Here is a 15662-nt window from a genome sequence, read left to right on the forward strand (position 1 = left end):
TCATGCTATCTAAATATATTCCGAACTTTATATTGCTTTCACTTGTGATCTGCGGAATGCAACAAAGTATTGCCCAAAAAGCAACCATACACGACAAAATCAATGCAGATATTTACGAGAACTTTTCCAAAGCTTTTGAAACATTGGATTATGACCTTTTTGCTTCTATACATAGCAAAGAAATGATACGAATTTCAGGAAATGGTGGAGAGATAAAAACAGTTTCTCAATATTTGGAAGGATATCAAAAAAGATGGAGCGAACCCGATAGAAAACCTGCAAAAATCAGCTTCAGACTTTTTGAAAGAATCCTATCGGATTCGCTGATTTCTGACCGAGGTATTTATCGCGTGTATTACACCAATAAAAACAATGAAGAAAAAACATCTTATGGACAATTTCATCTTTTATTAAAGTTAGAAGGTAAAAATTGGAAAATCACCCTGGATTACGACTCGAACGAGAACAGAACCATCAACGGCGAAAAATATAAAGAAGCTTTTCCTATTACAGATTTCAAAGACTATTGGAAACAGTAAAAAACCTACTCTTGCCTAATTTTAATATAAATCATCCTTTTAATATGTCCATAAAAATTGCTAAAAAACTAAGAATTACTTTAATATTAGCTTTAGTGCTGCTCAACGTAAGTTGTGATCAGGTTTCAAAAAACGTAGTGCGACAAACGATAGCAAAGGAAGAAAGAATTCATGTAATACAAAATAGTTTTGTATTGACTAAAGTCGAAAACGAAGGTGCGGCATGGAGTATTGGATCTGATTTATCTCCTATATTGAAAGTCATTTTCTTACAAATCATTCCGACTTTGGTGTTGGTCTTTTTACTTCGCCATATACTGATACAAACAAAATACAAAAAAGAAACTGTTGTAGGTTTTGCCTTTATTATAGGTGGTGGTATTGGGAATCTATTTGACCGTATTGTACATAACTCTGTTACCGATTTCCTAATTCTGGATCTCGGGCTTATCAAAACCGAGATTTTCAATCTTGCCGATGTTTCGATTATGGTTGGTTCTATTCTGGTATTGTTCAGTGTTTTGATAAACAAAGACGAAATCTTATTTAAAAAGTAAAAAGCATGAGTTGGATAAAAGAAATTCCGTACGATCAAGCCATCGGGCAATTAAAAAAGATCTACGATCGTGTAAAAGGTCCGAATAACAATATCGATAATGTGTTATCCATACATAGCTTAAGACCTCACTCTTTAATAGGTCATATGGGGTTGTACAAAAATGTACTTCATAATTCTAACAACACACTGCCCAAATGGTATTTGGAAACGCTAGGTGTATATGTAAGTTCGTTGAATCAATGTAGTTATTGTGTGGATCATCATGCCGAAGGTTTGAAACGATTATTACAAGACGACCATAAATTTCTGGAGATTAAAACTTGTCTTCTCAATGATGATGTAAAAGCACATTTTAAATATCAATTCCTTGCTGGATTAGCATATGCCAAAAAACTTACGCTAGCGCATCACACTATTACCGAATCAGATATTCATGCGCTACGAGATCAAAATTTGACGGATGGGGAGATTCTGGAAATCAACCAAGTGGTTAGCTATTTTAATTATGTAAACCGAACAGTGGTAGGTCTTGGCGTAAACACTGAAGGTGATATCATTGGCTTATCCCCTAATGACAGCGCTGATCCAGATAACTGGGAACATTCTTAAAATTGTTTTGTGTAATTTTTTAAAATAAAAAAACCAGTACCGATACTTCGATACTGGTTCTCAAAATTTGTAATCTTACTGATTAGCTTACAAACAATGGCTTATCGGCCATCATCGCATTCACCTCATCAGCTATCTTGTGTAATTCTTCTTCATTTTCTACATTAACGATTACTTTATCGATTAATTCTACAATCTTAAGCATATCGTCTTCTTTTAGACCTCTGGTAGTAACTGCAGAGACTCCTATACGAATCCCTGAAGTAACAAATGGTGATTTATCATCAAACGGAACCATGTTTTTGTTCACCGTAATTTCCGCAACACCCAAAGCTTCTTCAGCTTGCTTTCCGGTCACGTTTTTATTTCTTAGGTCAATCAACATCATATGATTATCTGTACCTCCAGAAATCACCTCATATCCTTTTTTCACGAACGCTTCTGCCATCACAGCGGCATTTTTCTTCACCTGTACAATATAGTGTAAGAACTCATCGGTCAATGCTTCTCCAAATGCGATTGCTTTTGCTGCAATGATATGTTCTAGTGGGCCTCCCTGGTTACCAGGAAAAACAGCACTATCAAACATCGAAGACATCATTCGCTTTTTACCACTTTTTAAAGTAATTCCAAAAGGGTTTTCAAAATCTTCTCCCATTAGGATCAATCCTCCTCTTGGTCCACGAAGTGTTTTATGAGTAGTTGTAGTAACTACATGACAATAAGGAACAGGGTCTGATATTACTCCTTTAGCGATCAAACCTGCAGGGTGTGCAATATCCGCCATAAGAATGGCACCTACGCTATCTGCTATTTCTCTGAATCTTTTGTAATCTATTTCTCTGGAATACGCAGAAGCTCCTGCAATGATTAATTGTGGTTGCTCTGCTTCGGCGATCTCTTGGATCTTGTCATAATTTAAACGTCCGGTTTCTTTCTCCACTCCATAAAAAACAGGATTGTATAATTTTCCTGAAAAATTCACGGGAGAACCATGGGTTAAATGTCCACCATGAGAAAGATCAAAACCTAGTATTTTATCTCCAGGTTTCAAACAAGCATGATATACCGCTGTATTGGCTTGAGATCCAGAATGAGGTTGAACATTAGCATAGGCCGCACCGAATAATTCTTTGGCACGATCGATAGCAATTTGTTCGACAACATCCACCACAGCACACCCTCCGTAATATCTTTTACCGGGGTATCCTTCGGCGTACTTATTGGTTAATACTGATCCGGCTGCCTCCATTACTTGTTCACTCACAAAGTTCTCAGAAGCTATAAGCTCTAATCCGTTGATCTGACGTTCTTTTTCGTCTTGAATCAAATCAAAAATTTGTTCGTCGCGTTGCATGTATTCCTAGTTTGTTAATAAAAAAGCAAAAATAGGGAATCCTTTCTTTACAATTACCTAAACAATCCTTAATAAATATGAACAATTTGTTCACAGTTTGAGAGTTCTATGTTCTTCCAGAAATTATCCGTTTTAAAACACAATTTTTGGGGATATAATCATAGAACATTTATCAAAAAAACATCATAATATTGAGGGTTATCATTCCTTAAGAATCTTTTAATTATTTTTCACAGAATTAAAAACCAAGAACCGTTCTAAAATTATATATTTGATTATTCGAATTAGCAATAACATAAAAAAACAACGATGCCAATAACTGCAAATAATCCAGATAGAAAGACCTGGATTGAAACTACAGTAAATACTGACTTTCCTATACAAAACATACCGTTTGGAGTGTTTCTTACAAGAGATGATATTATTACTATAGGAACAAGAATTGGTGATACAGCAATAGATCTTGGTGCTCTACATCAATTGGGATACTTTGATGGAATCCCCCTAACCGATGATATTTTTCTTCAGGATTCACTAAATGATTTTATTTCTGATGGTAAAAAAACATGGAGACTGGTAAGAAATAGAATTGCAGAAATCTTTGACGCAAAAAATGATGCGTTAAAAAATAATGAAGATCATAAAAAAGCGGTTCTTTTTTCCTTGGATGAAATTGAAATGCAATTGCCGGTTAGTGTAGGAGATTATACCGATTTTTACAGTAGTATAGAACACGCTACCAACGTAGGTACTATGTTTAGAGGAAAGGAAAATGCATTAATGCCAAACTGGTTGCATCTTCCGGTAGGATATCATGGTCGTAGTAGTTCTATTATTCCTTCAGGAATTCCGATCCATCGACCACAAGGACAAAAGCTAACCAATGGAGCTACAGAGCCTATTTTTGGGCCATCTCGTTTAGTGGACTTTGAACTTGAAATGGCATTTATCACCACAGATGCCAATGCGCTTGGAGAACCTATCCCTATTGAAGAAGCTGAAGATTATATTTTTGGTTTGGTATTATTTAACGACTGGAGTGCTAGAGATATTCAAAAATGGGAATATGTGCCGCTAGGTCCTTTCTTAGGTAAAAACTTTGCCTCTTCCATTTCGCCATGGATTGTAACTTTGGATGCATTAGAACCTTATAGAACTGATGGGCCTAAGCTGTTAAAAGAACCTCTACCCTATCTTCAATCTACAGGAAAGAAAAGTTTTGATATCAACCTGGAAGTGGCGATCCAACCAGAAAACGAAGAAGAAACTATCGTATGCGAGAGTAATTTCAAGTATATGTACTGGAATATGTCTCAACAGCTAGCACACCATACCATTAATGGATGTCCCGTGAACTCTGGAGACATGATGGGAAGTGGTACATTATCTGGACCAACACCAGATTCTTATGGATCGATGCTGGAATTAAGTTGGCGAGGAGAAAAACCCGTACAGCTTAAAAGCGGTGGAAGTCGAAAGTTTATCGAAGATAATGACACCGTTATCATGCGAGGGTATTGTGAGAACTCGGGAGTTCGTATTGGATTTGGAGAAGTATCCACTAAACTACTGCCTATCTTCAAAAAATAAGAACTCAAAAAACATCTTTTAAACCTCGAAAACAAAGGTTTCGAGGTTTTTTGTTATTTTGTGGCATCAAAATTGATTTTGTATCCCAAATCTAAAAAACAAACGACATGAAAAAACTACTACTTTTATTCTCTTTGCTCGTTATAGTATCTTCTTGTAGTAGTGTCAAAGAAACAGAAAAGGCACTGAATACCGGAAACTATGACCAGGCAATTAATATTGCTTTAAACAAGCTTCGAACAAATAAAGAAAAGAAAGGTAAGCAGCCTTATATCTTAATGTTAGAACAGGCCTATGCAAAGGTCGTGGATCGGGATAAGAATGCTGTGAGCTACATGGAAAAAGAAGGGAATCCAGCAAATCTGGAACGAATTTATACTTCCCTGGAGTCCATGAGAAAAAGACAGGAAAGGATAAAGCCTTTATTACCACTTTATGTTATAGAACAAGGTCGTAATGCCAACTTCTTAATGGAAAATTATGATCAAAAAATCATATCTACCAAAGAAAAACTATCTGATTACCTATATAACAATGCAAAAAACCTACTGTCTAATGCAAGACAAAAAGCGGACTACCGTGCGGTTTATGACGATTTGGTATATCTAGACAAAATTAATCCTAATTATAAGAATACGCTGAATCTAATCGAGGAAGCGCATTATAAGGGTATTGATTTTGTAAAAGTGAATATGAAAAATAGTACCAATGTAATCATCCCAAAAAGATTAGAAGAGGACCTACTTAATTTTGGAACCTACGGACTAAATGATCTATGGACCGTATATCATAGTCAACCTCAAAACAAGGTAAATTATGATTATGCAATGGAAGTAACTTTCAGAGATATTCAAATTTCTCCAGAGCAGGTTAGAGAACGACAATTACAAAAAGAAAAGTTGATCAAAGATGGTTGGGAATACCTCTTGGATGAAAATGGCGAAGTGGTTAAAGATGAAGAAGGAAACAAGGTTAAGGTAGATAAGATGGTAAAAGTATTTTGTGAATACTATGAGTTTACTCAATTCAAATCTGCCAGAGTTACCGGTAATGTGCAATACAAGAACCTAAGAACAAGACAGCTTCTGGAAGCGTTCCCACTGGCAAGCGAATATGTTTTTGAACATATCTATGCCAATTACAATGGTGATAAAAGAGCCTTGGATGATGATTTGGTCAGATTCTTAGGATTACAAGCCGTAAGATTCCCATCGAATGAACAAATGGTTTATGATTCTGGTGAGGATCTGAAAAATAAATTGAAAAATATTATTACGAGTTATAGATTTCAATAAATCAAAATAAAAAAGGGAGGTTATTGAACCTCCCTTTTTTTATACTATACAAATTGATGTATCACGTGCGGTGTAATCATACTATGAGAAGAATGATGCACTGCAACTCCATTTCTTATCACGATCATTTGAGGTGATTCGTGAAATACCTGAAACTTTGCTGCTATCTCGGCAGAAATATCTCTAAAGTTCAATAAGTCCAAATAATACAGATCAATTTGATCCGCAGACAAATCAAAACTACTCTCAAAATTTCGAATTACCATTCTACTAATTCCACATCGTGTAGAATGTTTGAATATCACCTGAGTTTTCGTTTTTGATCTTTTGGCAATAACATCCAATTGATCTAGTCTGGTGATCTGTTGCCATGGCAACGCTTCTTTTTCTTCCTTACCTTCTTTTTCTCCAGATCCAAATAGTTTTCCGAATAATCCCATTTCTTTGTTTTAATTTGTTACAAACTTACGCAAATGATTCCTATCTTTAAATAGGGTATTCCTTTTGGTCGCTACACAATACAAAATATTACAAAACGTCAAAAAGTCAGCAAAACCAACAGTTTGCAAGACATTTTGACATTAAAACTAAATAGGAATACAATTTGATTCTATGGAAACGAACTCAAAATAAACAACAATGAATTTTAATAATTTCACTATAAAATCACAAGAAGCGATACAGCAAGCGCAACAGCTTGCTCAAAGTTTCGGGCATCAGCAAATTGAGAATGAACACATTTTCAAAGCTATTCTTACGGTAGATGAAAATGTACTTCCATTCTTGCTTAAGAAATTGAATGTAAATATTACTTTACTTCAAAAAGTATTGGATAGCACATTAGAAAGTTTTCCTAAAGTAACAGGAGGAGATATACAACTATCTCGAGAAGCAGGCACATCGCTAAATGAAGCTAGCATCGTTGCCAAAAAAATGAATGATGAATATGTTTCTATAGAACATTTGGTAATTGCCATTTTTAAATCGAAGAGTAAAATTGCTCAGATTCTCAAAGATCAGGGAGTAACTCAAAAAGATTTGAACGAAGCAATCAATGAGATCAGACAAGGAGAACGCGTAACCTCGCAAAGTGCGGAAGACACTTATCAATCCCTAAACAAGTACGCCAAAAACCTAAATGAACTGGCAGAAAGCGGAAAACTGGATCCTGTAATTGGTCGAGATGAAGAAATCCGAAGAATACTCCAAATCCTCTCCAGAAGAACCAAAAATAACCCTATGTTGATTGGAGAGCCTGGGGTGGGTAAAACGGCAATCGCCGAAGGACTAGCACATCGAATCATCGCAGGAGATATTCCAGAAAACTTGAAAGACAAAAGGATTTTCTCGTTGGATATGGGAGCCCTTATCGCCGGAGCAAAGTTTAAAGGAGAATTTGAAGAGCGATTAAAAGCGGTAGTAAAAGAGGTAACCTCTAGCGATGGAGATATCGTATTATTTATAGATGAAATCCACACCTTGGTAGGTGCCGGAGGTGGGCAGGGAGCTATGGATGCAGCTAACATCCTGAAACCTGCACTAGCTAGAGGAGAACTGAGAGCTATCGGGGCCACTACTCTTGATGAATATCAAAAGTATTTTGAAAAAGACAAAGCTCTGGAAAGAAGATTTCAAAAAGTAACCGTAGACGAGCCCGATACCGAAAGTGCGATCTCAATTTTAAGAGGAATCAAAGAAAAATATGAAACGCATCATAAAGTTCGAATCAAAGATGAAGCAATCATTGCTGCGGTAGAGCTTTCTCAGCGTTATATTACCAATAGATTTTTACCAGACAAGGCTATTGATTTGATGGATGAAGCTGCTTCTAAGCTTAGAATGGAAATCAATTCTAAACCTGAAGAACTGGATGTACTAGACCGTAAGGTGATGCAATTAGAAATAGAGATTGAAGCCATCAAAAGAGAAAATGATGCAGCCAAATTAGGTGCTTTAAACAGTGATTTGGCAAATCTAAAAGAAGAGCGAAATGAAATCTTTGCGAAGTGGCAAAGTGAGAAAGAAGTTGTAGATAGCATTCAGAATACCAAAAAAGATATCGAAGAGTATAAACTGGAAGCAGAACGTGCAGAACGAAATGGAGATTATGGTAAAGTAGCCGAAATACGATACGGAAAAATTAAGGAAGCGCAACAAGAGCTTGAGCAACTTCAAAAACAATTAGAACAACAACAAAGCAGTACTTCTTTAATCAAGGAAGAGGTAACCAATGATGACATTGCCGAAGTGGTGGCCAAATGGACAGGCATTCCTGTTACGAGAATGCTACAAAGTGAAAGAGAAAAGCTACTTGTTCTTGAAGAAGAGCTTCAAAAACGTGTTGTAGGGCAAGAAGAAGCGATACAAGCTGTAAGTGATGCTGTACGAAGAAGTAGAGCTGGATTGCAAGATCAGAAAAAACCGATTGGTTCCTTCCTGTTTTTGGGTACTACCGGAGTTGGTAAAACCGAATTAGCCAAAGCGCTTGCTGAGTTTTTATTTAACGACGAAAGTGCCATGACCAGAATAGATATGAGTGAGTATCAAGAACGTCATTCGGTGAGCAGATTGGTAGGAGCGCCTCCTGGATATGTGGGATATGATGAAGGTGGGCAGCTTACAGAAGCAGTGAGAAGAAAACCGTATTCTGTGGTTCTACTCGATGAGATAGAAAAAGCGCATCCAGATACCTTTAATATTCTGTTGCAAGTCCTTGACGAAGGTAGACTTACGGATAATAAAGGTAGAACGGCTGATTTTAGAAATACGATTATCATCATGACTAGTAATATGGGTAGTCATATTATTCAGGATAAGCTAGAAGGAATCAAAGATATGGATACCGCGATGGAAGCCGCCAAGGTGGAAGTTTTAGGTCTATTAAAACAAACGGTTCGCCCGGAGTTTCTGAATAGAATAGATGATATAGTAATGTTTTCACCATTGACCAAATCCAATATCGAAGAGATTGTAAAACTTCAGCTTGTAAATGTCTCTGAAATGTTGAAACAACAAAGTATCACTTTGGATGCTACCGAAGAAGCTATCGTATATCTTTCAGAAAGAGGATTTCAACCAGAATTTGGAGCAAGACCTATCAAAAGAACCATTCAAAAAGAGGTACTGAATAAGTTATCTAAAGAAATTTTAGCCGGTAAAGTTTCAACAGATAGTATCATTTTACTGGATGAATTTGACGATAATCTGGTTTTTAGGAACCAAGAAAACCTGGTTAGTTAACATAAAAAACTGTTAAAAACACCATAAAACAGTCTATAATAATAAGTTATAGACTGTTTTATTTTCTCATTTTAAAAAAAATAAACAGGTTGAATATTCTTACAAACCTCACTAAATTACGGTTTTACCGTAGATATTAACAAATTTATTCCTACACGGTTGATAACTAAATCTTGAAAAAAAGATGCTTTTAGCTACATTGCAACTGCAATGAAACCAACTTTTTTGTTACTTCTTCTCACCTCTAGTATCTGTTTTGGTCAAAGCCGAAAGGGTCCGCTATCTGATATCCGAAATAAGTATCAGTTAATTCGTGAATTGGTAGACTCTAATGCTTTACGACAACATCATACCAATTATTCTTGTGAAGAAACTGCTGAAGAAGGCACATTAACCTTTTACTATAATGGCACCGAATTGAAACACATCGTCCACATCTATAAAGAAGGACATGTTCAGTTTAGAGATGAATTTTATGTGTGGGATAACCAACTGTTTTTTCAATATGCTATACATAACATTTGGTATAAGGACTACGAAAAAACAAAAAGCGGCAAACGCAAACTAGTAAACGTGACGTTAACGCTGGAAGAACGTTTCTATTTTAAAGATCGAGAGGTGATCAAATGCCAGTTTAAAGATTTCGAAAATCGCAGTAATTCTCCACAAAGAAAGACGCAACATGTTCGGAACAAAAACATTGGCTGCGAACAAGCACAAGAAGCACTGGAAAAATTTGACATTCTTGTAGGATATCAAGAACAACATGTAGCTGATGCTTGCGATCTACCAAGAAGCATCAAAGACAGCGAAATTCACAACCTTATTTATAGTAGCGCAGGAATCAATTAAATCTTAAAACTCTAAATTAAGAATAAAAAACACTTCAAAATATACCAATTGGTATATTTTTTATATCTTTGAATTAATAATTCTAAATCCTAATGTTAACCAAAGCCGAACAAACAGCAGAATTTATCATTGAAACTGTGGCCCCCATATTTAATAAAAATGGGTATGCTGCAACAAGTTTGAGTGATATTACCAAAGCTACTGGCTTGACCAAGGGGGCCATTTATGGTAACTTCAAAAACAAGGAAGAGCTGGCTATTGCTGCTTTTAGAATGACTGAAAAAAAGATGCTAAAACGAATCGCTGAGCATCAATCCCTTAGCGAATCTCCTTTGGAACAATTATACCTGGTTACAGATTTTTATAGAAATTATTACAATTATACTCAAGAGATTGGAGGATGCCCGGTGATTAACATGTCTATAGATTCAAAATATCAAAATGATATCCTTTTTGAATCTGCTCGATTTTCAATTAATAAAATTCAAAACAACCTGGCAAAGCTCATAGAAAAAGGAAAAGAAGCAGGTGAAATAAAAGAGACGGTAAACGCCATGCGATATTCCAAACGACTATACAGCATGATTACCGGAGCTATTTTTATGACCCATACGATGGATGATAATGAATATATGCTAGACACTATGGATCAAATTGATAATATGATCCGAATTGAACTAAAAAAATAATTTTTTTAACCGAAAATATACCGATTGGTATATTATAATAAACAAGACTATGGAATTACTAAAAGTATTAGAAAGTAAAGCAAAAATCAGATTTCAAGATTGCGATCCTTTTAACCATCTTAACAATGCGGCTTATATCAACTACATGATCAATGCCCGAGAAGATCAAATCGAAAAACACTACAACCTTGACATCTTTAAGCTTGCCAAAAATCAAGGGATAAGCTGGGTAGTGGGCAGTAATCAAATTGCATATCTGAAACCTGCTCTTGTGATGGAAGAAGTCGTTATTGATTCTCAATTAATACATTTTACAGAGAACCAGCTTCATGTAGAAATCAGAATGTGGAATAATGAAAAAACAGAACTTAAGGCTGTGATGTGGAGCACCTTTGTACACTTCAACCTATTGAAACAAAAAAGATGGAATCACCAACCTGAACTGTCCGAATTATTTCAAAATGTGGTAATGCCATTATCGGTAAAGAATTTTGAAGAAAGAATTTTACAGTTAAAACCACAAAAAGTGTAACACTTATGGTTTTTGGCAGTCTTATAAGCACATACAACCACCTAAAGCCTGGCCATATGAAATCATCCGGAGATCTTGGCTCTTCTCACAAAAAGAGAAGTTACTACATATATATAGGATTCTTCATCATTGCTATTCTTTCTATGATCGTTGTTATCTGGAAAATGGGGATGTTGGATTAATTATTTATATTTATCAAAAAAACAAGCTAGCCATGAGATTTACTCTAAGTCTATTAGTGTTTCTATTGTCTTTTTCTGCTATTGCACAAAAATCTGACACTGCAGAAACTACTACCTATTATTTTATTCGTCATGCCGAAAAAGAGCTTAGCGATCCAAATAACAGAGACCCAGAACTTACAAAAGAAGGTGAAGAACGTGCTCAAAATTGGGCAAAAGTGCTAGCTGATATAAAAATTGATTTCGTATTTTCTTCAGACTTTATAAGGACAAGACATACTGCCGAACCTATCGTAAAAGCGCAAAATGCTCCTTTATTGATTTATGATCACAAAAAACTAAACGAACCAGAGTTTCAGGAAAAAACAAAAGGAAAAACCAGTGTTATTGTAGGGCACAGCAACTCTACTCCTACCTTTGTTAATACCATTCTGGGTACAAAAAAGTACGATAAAATAGACGAAAAAGTATACGGAAAGCTATTTATAGTAACGTTAAAAAACGGTGAGATTGTCGATCACATGCTAATTATCAATTAGCAGCAACCTTATCGATATACACATAAATATCTTCTAAAGCTATTTTAGAAAGTAATTTCAGCTTTTTGTTCTCAAACAATTGATCCAAATCTGATAAAGGAGTTTTTAAATCGTCCGTTTTGTAATTGTTGTAATCCACAAAACGAATACCGTTTACAACTCTTGGATTGTACGCCTCTCTGAATCGAATGCCGCCTTCATTCACCGCATATTTGTATGCCAAATAATCCACAGTATAGTTTTCTTTATGAATCCAATACAGAAATTCATCTTCAAAATCTGTTCCTCCGCCTTCTTGATCAAAAGTCACTTTTATTTTATAGTACGGTTTTCCGAGAACTGTTGATTCTCCAACCAGTTCTTTATTCACTGCACCCGCATTTAATCCATAAGGAAGTCCTGCAAAATAATGAACAGAGTTTACCCCATCGCTTATTTTGGTAATCAACGAATCTGCAACCTTTACTTTACAATTTTCAATAGTTCTTTCTAATCCGCTATTACTTACTATATCATGGACCACACCCTTTGGGCCTTCTACGAAGCGTTCCAGTTGATATGTTCCCCCATCTCGTTTACTGCTATATTGTTTTCCTCGGAAAGTAAAATGGATAACCGCATGATCATATCTCGATCCTCCTGCATTTTCTATTGCTTTATCCACAATTTCCTGAACCTGTAACTGATTATAAATTGTAAAAGAAGAAAGCGTTACTACCAATACAACAATCAAATATTTTTTCATTTCTATAGCATTTTGGACGGCTAAATTAAACTTTAAAAAACCAATAACTGTGACATTTTTGTTAAACTGCGCTCCATCCAAAATCCAAGTTTTTTTGAACGTATGTTTCCTTCTTTTAAAAAAGATATTTATTTTGCATATGCATTAAACCCAAATATCATCGCTATGAAATACGCTTTACTACTTTTAGTATTCCTTTGCTCATCTACTCTTTTGGCTCAGGATAATACGAATTATCAAGAAGTCACCAAAAGCTTTCAGGAAAATTTTAATACTCAAAACGTAGATAACATTTTTAATTTATACACCTCTGAAATGCAGGAGGCAATGACCAAAGAAGGAGTCTCACGTTTTGTCAACGGTTGTTATGAGCAATTCGGTTCTTTAAAAAAACTAACATTTATAGAGACCGCAGAAGGCATTAATAGTTATAAAGCAGAATTCGAAAAAATGAGTTTGGTCATGGAGCTTCAGTTAAGTACGGATAACAAAATAGCTACCATCCAATTTCAAGAACCTTAAAAAATTTTAAATATTCATTTTTTGATGAACAAAGCTTTCTTTTCAGAAAGCTTTGTACTTTTGTAGGCCTGTATTTGAAACAATGAATCAGAATAAAATCAACATATTAAATCGAAAAGCAAAGTTCGAGTATGAATTTCTCGATAAGTATACTGCGGGTATCAAACTTGCAGGTACCGAAATAAAAGCAATTCGAGAAGGAAAAGCAGGTATTGCAGAGAGTTTTTGCGAATTCAATAATGGAGAACTATTTGTCATCAATATGCATATTGATGAATACTCTCACGCTACTTACTTCAATCATAACCCTAAGAGCGAACGTAAACTATTACTCAACAAAAAGGAACTACGAAAGCTTGAAAAAGAAGTAAGAAATACTGGATTAACGATTATCCCTACCCGTCTGTTCATTAACGATAGAGGATTGGCTAAACTCGACATTGTTTTAGCCAGAGGTAAGAAAATGTACGACAAAAGAGAAACGATCAAAGATCGAGATAACAAAAGAGCCCTAGATCGAATTAAAAAGAATTACAAATAGTCAATTCTTATCCTCTAGTAAAGGCACAAATCTGAACTCCCCAAATTCGTGTTTTTCGAATTGAGTTTCAGTCTTACGAATAAAAAGAGTCATAATCTGAACATCTTCTCCAACCGGTATTACCAATCGACCATTGATAGCCAATTGACTTAACAAGGGTTTGGGTACATAAGGAGCTCCTGCCGTTACGATAATTCCTTTGTACGGAGCATACTCTTCTAGTCCTTTATATCCATCTCCAAAGGACAAGTGCTTTGGGCGATATCCTAATTTAGACAAAAAGAGCTTGGTCTTTTTAAACAATTCCTTTTGACGTTCGATACTATATACCTTTGCTCCCAATTCGCAAAGCACTGCGGTTTGATAACCCGACCCTGTTCCTATCTCTAGTACCCTATCTCCACTCCCAACCTCCAATAATTCGGATTGAAAAGCTACAGTGTAAGGCTGCGAAATAGTTTGATCTGCGGCAATCGGGAAGGCTTTATCCTGATAGGCATGATCTTCGAAGCCAGAATCCATAAAGAGATGTCGGGGTATTCTATTAATAGCAGCCAAAACAGCCTTGTTCTTGATGCCTTTGCGAATCAAAACATCAACAAGTTGTTTTCTTTTTCCTGCATGTCTAAGGGTATCTTTCACTATTATCTAGGGGTTATTTAGCCCGATAAAATTACACAAACATTTCGTTGGAATATATTTTATTTCAAAAAACTATTAAAAAAAAACGCAGTATTCTAGCAATTACCTTTTTATCAAAAACAGAGCAGTTCTTACACAGTTTTCTAATCCATTCTTAAATTTTGCTTTTTAGATATTTTTAAGGTTTAAAATTTATAAATAATACTATTTTTGTGTAAAATATTGAAATATGCTCAAAGCCGGAGTACTCGGTGCGGGACACCTTGGTAAAATCCATTTACGTCTTCTTGAACAATCCGAGAATTATGAACTTGCTGGTTTTTACGATACCAGTTCTTCACAAGCCAATGCAATTGCAAAAGAATTCGGATATCATCTTTTTAATTCTATCGAGGAATTAATTGAAGCCGTTGATGTGGTGGATATAGTTACTCCTACTTTTGCTCATTTTGACGTTGCCAAACAAGCCATCGAGGCTGGCAAACATGTTTTTATTGAAAAGCCTATTACCAATACCGTTGCAGAAGCAGAAGAATTGATACGACTGGCCAATCAAAACAACGTAAAAGGACAAGTAGGACATGTAGAACGATTTAATCCTGCATACACTGCTGTAGCTAAAAAGATCGATAACCCCATGTTTATTGAAGCGCATCGATTGGCTGAGTTCAATCCAAGAGGAACTGATGTACCTGTTGTACTGGACTTGATGATTCATGATATCGATGCTATTTTGAGCGTGGTACATTCTGAAGTTAAACAGATCAGTGCAAGCGGAGTATCTGTGATCAGTGAGACTCCTGATATTGCTAACGCCAGAATCGAGTTTGAAAATGGTTGTGTTGCTAATCTGACTGCCAGCCGTATTTCATTAAAAAACATGCGTAAATCAAGGTTCTTCCAAAAGGACGCCTACATCTCTGTTGATTTCTTTGAAAAGAAATGTGAGGTCGTAAAAATGAAAGACGCACCCGAGCAACCTGATGATTTTGCTATGATTTTGCAGAATGCCGAAGGAGTGCGAAAGCAAATTTATTTTGATAATCCATCGATACCGTCAAACAATGCAATCCTTGATGAGCTAGATACTTTTGCAGATGCTATCAAAAACGACACTACTCCTATCGTATCGCTAGAGCAAGGTAAAAAAGCTTTGGAAGTAGCTCTAAAAATTATCGATTGCTTCAAACACTAAACAATTAAACTTTCAATACACTCAAATAACTCAT

General features: G+C 35.7%; 18 protein-coding genes. 14 read left to right on the plus strand and 4 right to left on the minus strand.

Annotation, left to right across the window (positions count from 1 at the left end):
* Positions 1-2: 2 nt before the first annotated feature.
* From ACXAGJ_RS12175 to ACXAGJ_RS12185, 3 genes are read left to right on the plus strand one after another with little or no spacing between them, the layout of a single operon-like run.
* A complete protein-coding gene (locus ACXAGJ_RS12175; protein ID WP_474840207.1) occupies positions 3-539 on the plus strand; it encodes a DUF4440 domain-containing protein in 537 nt (178 codons plus the stop codon).
* Between the two features lie 44 nt (positions 540-583).
* On the plus strand, positions 584-1096 hold the full coding sequence (lspA, locus tag ACXAGJ_RS12180) for a signal peptidase II (RefSeq protein ID WP_474840209.1): 513 nt from the start codon (positions 584-586) through the stop codon (positions 1094-1096).
* Between the two features lie 5 nt (positions 1097-1101).
* The gene (locus ACXAGJ_RS12185) at positions 1102-1707 is read left to right on the plus strand and encodes a carboxymuconolactone decarboxylase family protein (protein ID WP_474840211.1); all 606 of its coding nucleotides are present in this window, start codon (positions 1102-1104) and stop codon (positions 1705-1707) included.
* Positions 1708-1789: 82 nt separating this feature from the next.
* Here ACXAGJ_RS12185 and glyA read toward each other — a convergent pair whose 3' ends face one another.
* Complete coding sequence (glyA, locus tag ACXAGJ_RS12190; protein ID WP_474840213.1) at positions 1790-3064, minus strand: serine hydroxymethyltransferase; 1275 nt, start codon at positions 3062-3064, stop codon at positions 1790-1792.
* Positions 3065-3373: 309 nt separating this feature from the next.
* On the opposite strand from glyA, the gene fahA reads away from it, so the two are divergent.
* Positions 3374-4654 (plus strand): fumarylacetoacetase, encoded by a 1281-nt coding sequence (fahA, locus tag ACXAGJ_RS12195; RefSeq protein ID WP_474840215.1) that lies wholly within the window; start codon positions 3374-3376, stop codon positions 4652-4654.
* A 107-nt stretch (positions 4655-4761) separates the two neighbouring features.
* A complete protein-coding gene (locus ACXAGJ_RS12200; protein ID WP_474840217.1) occupies positions 4762-5949 on the plus strand; it encodes a hypothetical protein in 1188 nt (395 codons plus the stop codon).
* A gap of 44 nt (positions 5950-5993) precedes the next feature.
* Here ACXAGJ_RS12200 and ytxJ read toward each other — a convergent pair whose 3' ends face one another.
* Positions 5994-6389 (minus strand): bacillithiol system redox-active protein YtxJ, encoded by a 396-nt coding sequence (ytxJ, locus tag ACXAGJ_RS12205; protein WP_474840219.1) that lies wholly within the window; start codon positions 6387-6389, stop codon positions 5994-5996.
* Between the two features lie 199 nt (positions 6390-6588).
* Here ytxJ and clpB point away from each other — a divergent pair, with 199 nt between their 5' ends.
* The 6 genes from clpB (at position 6589) to ACXAGJ_RS12235 (ending at position 11983) form a co-directional block, all read left to right on the plus strand.
* Positions 6589-9189, plus strand: coding sequence for an ATP-dependent chaperone ClpB (gene clpB, locus ACXAGJ_RS12210; protein ID WP_474840221.1), 2601 nt, complete (start codon positions 6589-6591; stop codon positions 9187-9189).
* Between the two features lie 210 nt (positions 9190-9399).
* Positions 9400-10041, plus strand: a complete 642-nt coding sequence (locus tag ACXAGJ_RS12215; protein WP_474840223.1) for a hypothetical protein — start codon at positions 9400-9402, stop codon at positions 10039-10041.
* Positions 10042-10133: 92 nt separating this feature from the next.
* On the plus strand, positions 10134-10730 hold the full coding sequence (locus ACXAGJ_RS12220; RefSeq protein ID WP_474840225.1) for a TetR/AcrR family transcriptional regulator: 597 nt from the start codon (positions 10134-10136) through the stop codon (positions 10728-10730).
* A gap of 49 nt (positions 10731-10779) precedes the next feature.
* On the plus strand, positions 10780-11262 hold the full coding sequence (locus ACXAGJ_RS12225) for an acyl-CoA thioesterase (protein WP_474840227.1): 483 nt from the start codon (positions 10780-10782) through the stop codon (positions 11260-11262).
* Between the two features lie 56 nt (positions 11263-11318).
* Positions 11319-11444 carry a hypothetical protein gene (locus ACXAGJ_RS12230; RefSeq protein ID WP_280174027.1) on the plus strand — a complete coding sequence of 42 codons (126 nt, stop codon included), beginning with the start codon at positions 11319-11321 and terminating at the stop codon, positions 11442-11444.
* A 32-nt stretch (positions 11445-11476) separates the two neighbouring features.
* Positions 11477-11983, plus strand: a complete 507-nt coding sequence (locus ACXAGJ_RS12235; RefSeq protein ID WP_474840230.1) for a phosphoglycerate mutase family protein — start codon at positions 11477-11479, stop codon at positions 11981-11983.
* Here the strand turns inward: ACXAGJ_RS12235 and ACXAGJ_RS12240 are convergent.
* Positions 11976-12728, minus strand: coding sequence for a DUF6503 family protein (locus ACXAGJ_RS12240; protein ID WP_474840232.1), 753 nt, complete (start codon positions 12726-12728; stop codon positions 11976-11978). The two genes, ACXAGJ_RS12235 and ACXAGJ_RS12240, sit on opposite strands and share 8 nt — an antisense overlap.
* A 165-nt stretch (positions 12729-12893) precedes the next feature.
* Between ACXAGJ_RS12240 and ACXAGJ_RS12245 the strand changes: the two genes are divergently transcribed.
* Together ACXAGJ_RS12245 and smpB are read left to right on the plus strand one after the other, a co-directional pair.
* A complete protein-coding gene (locus tag ACXAGJ_RS12245; protein WP_474840234.1) occupies positions 12894-13250 on the plus strand; it encodes a DUF3887 domain-containing protein in 357 nt (118 codons plus the stop codon).
* An 82-nt stretch (positions 13251-13332) separates the two neighbouring features.
* Positions 13333-13791: an SsrA-binding protein SmpB gene (smpB, locus tag ACXAGJ_RS12250; RefSeq protein ID WP_073316281.1), complete on the plus strand. Its 459-nt coding sequence runs from the start codon at positions 13333-13335 to the stop codon at positions 13789-13791.
* Here the strand turns inward: smpB and ACXAGJ_RS12255 are convergent, their stop codons facing one another.
* Positions 13792-14433: a protein-L-isoaspartate(D-aspartate) O-methyltransferase gene (locus ACXAGJ_RS12255; RefSeq protein WP_474840237.1), complete on the minus strand. Its 642-nt coding sequence runs from the start codon at positions 14431-14433 to the stop codon at positions 13792-13794.
* A gap of 229 nt (positions 14434-14662) precedes the next feature.
* Here ACXAGJ_RS12255 and ACXAGJ_RS12260 point away from each other — a divergent pair, with 229 nt between their 5' ends.
* On the plus strand, positions 14663-15628 hold the full coding sequence (locus ACXAGJ_RS12260; RefSeq protein WP_474840238.1) for a Gfo/Idh/MocA family protein: 966 nt from the start codon (positions 14663-14665) through the stop codon (positions 15626-15628).
* Positions 15629-15662 lie beyond the last annotated feature (34 nt).

The organism is Aquimarina sp. AWH4_224 (assembly GCF_056160245.1).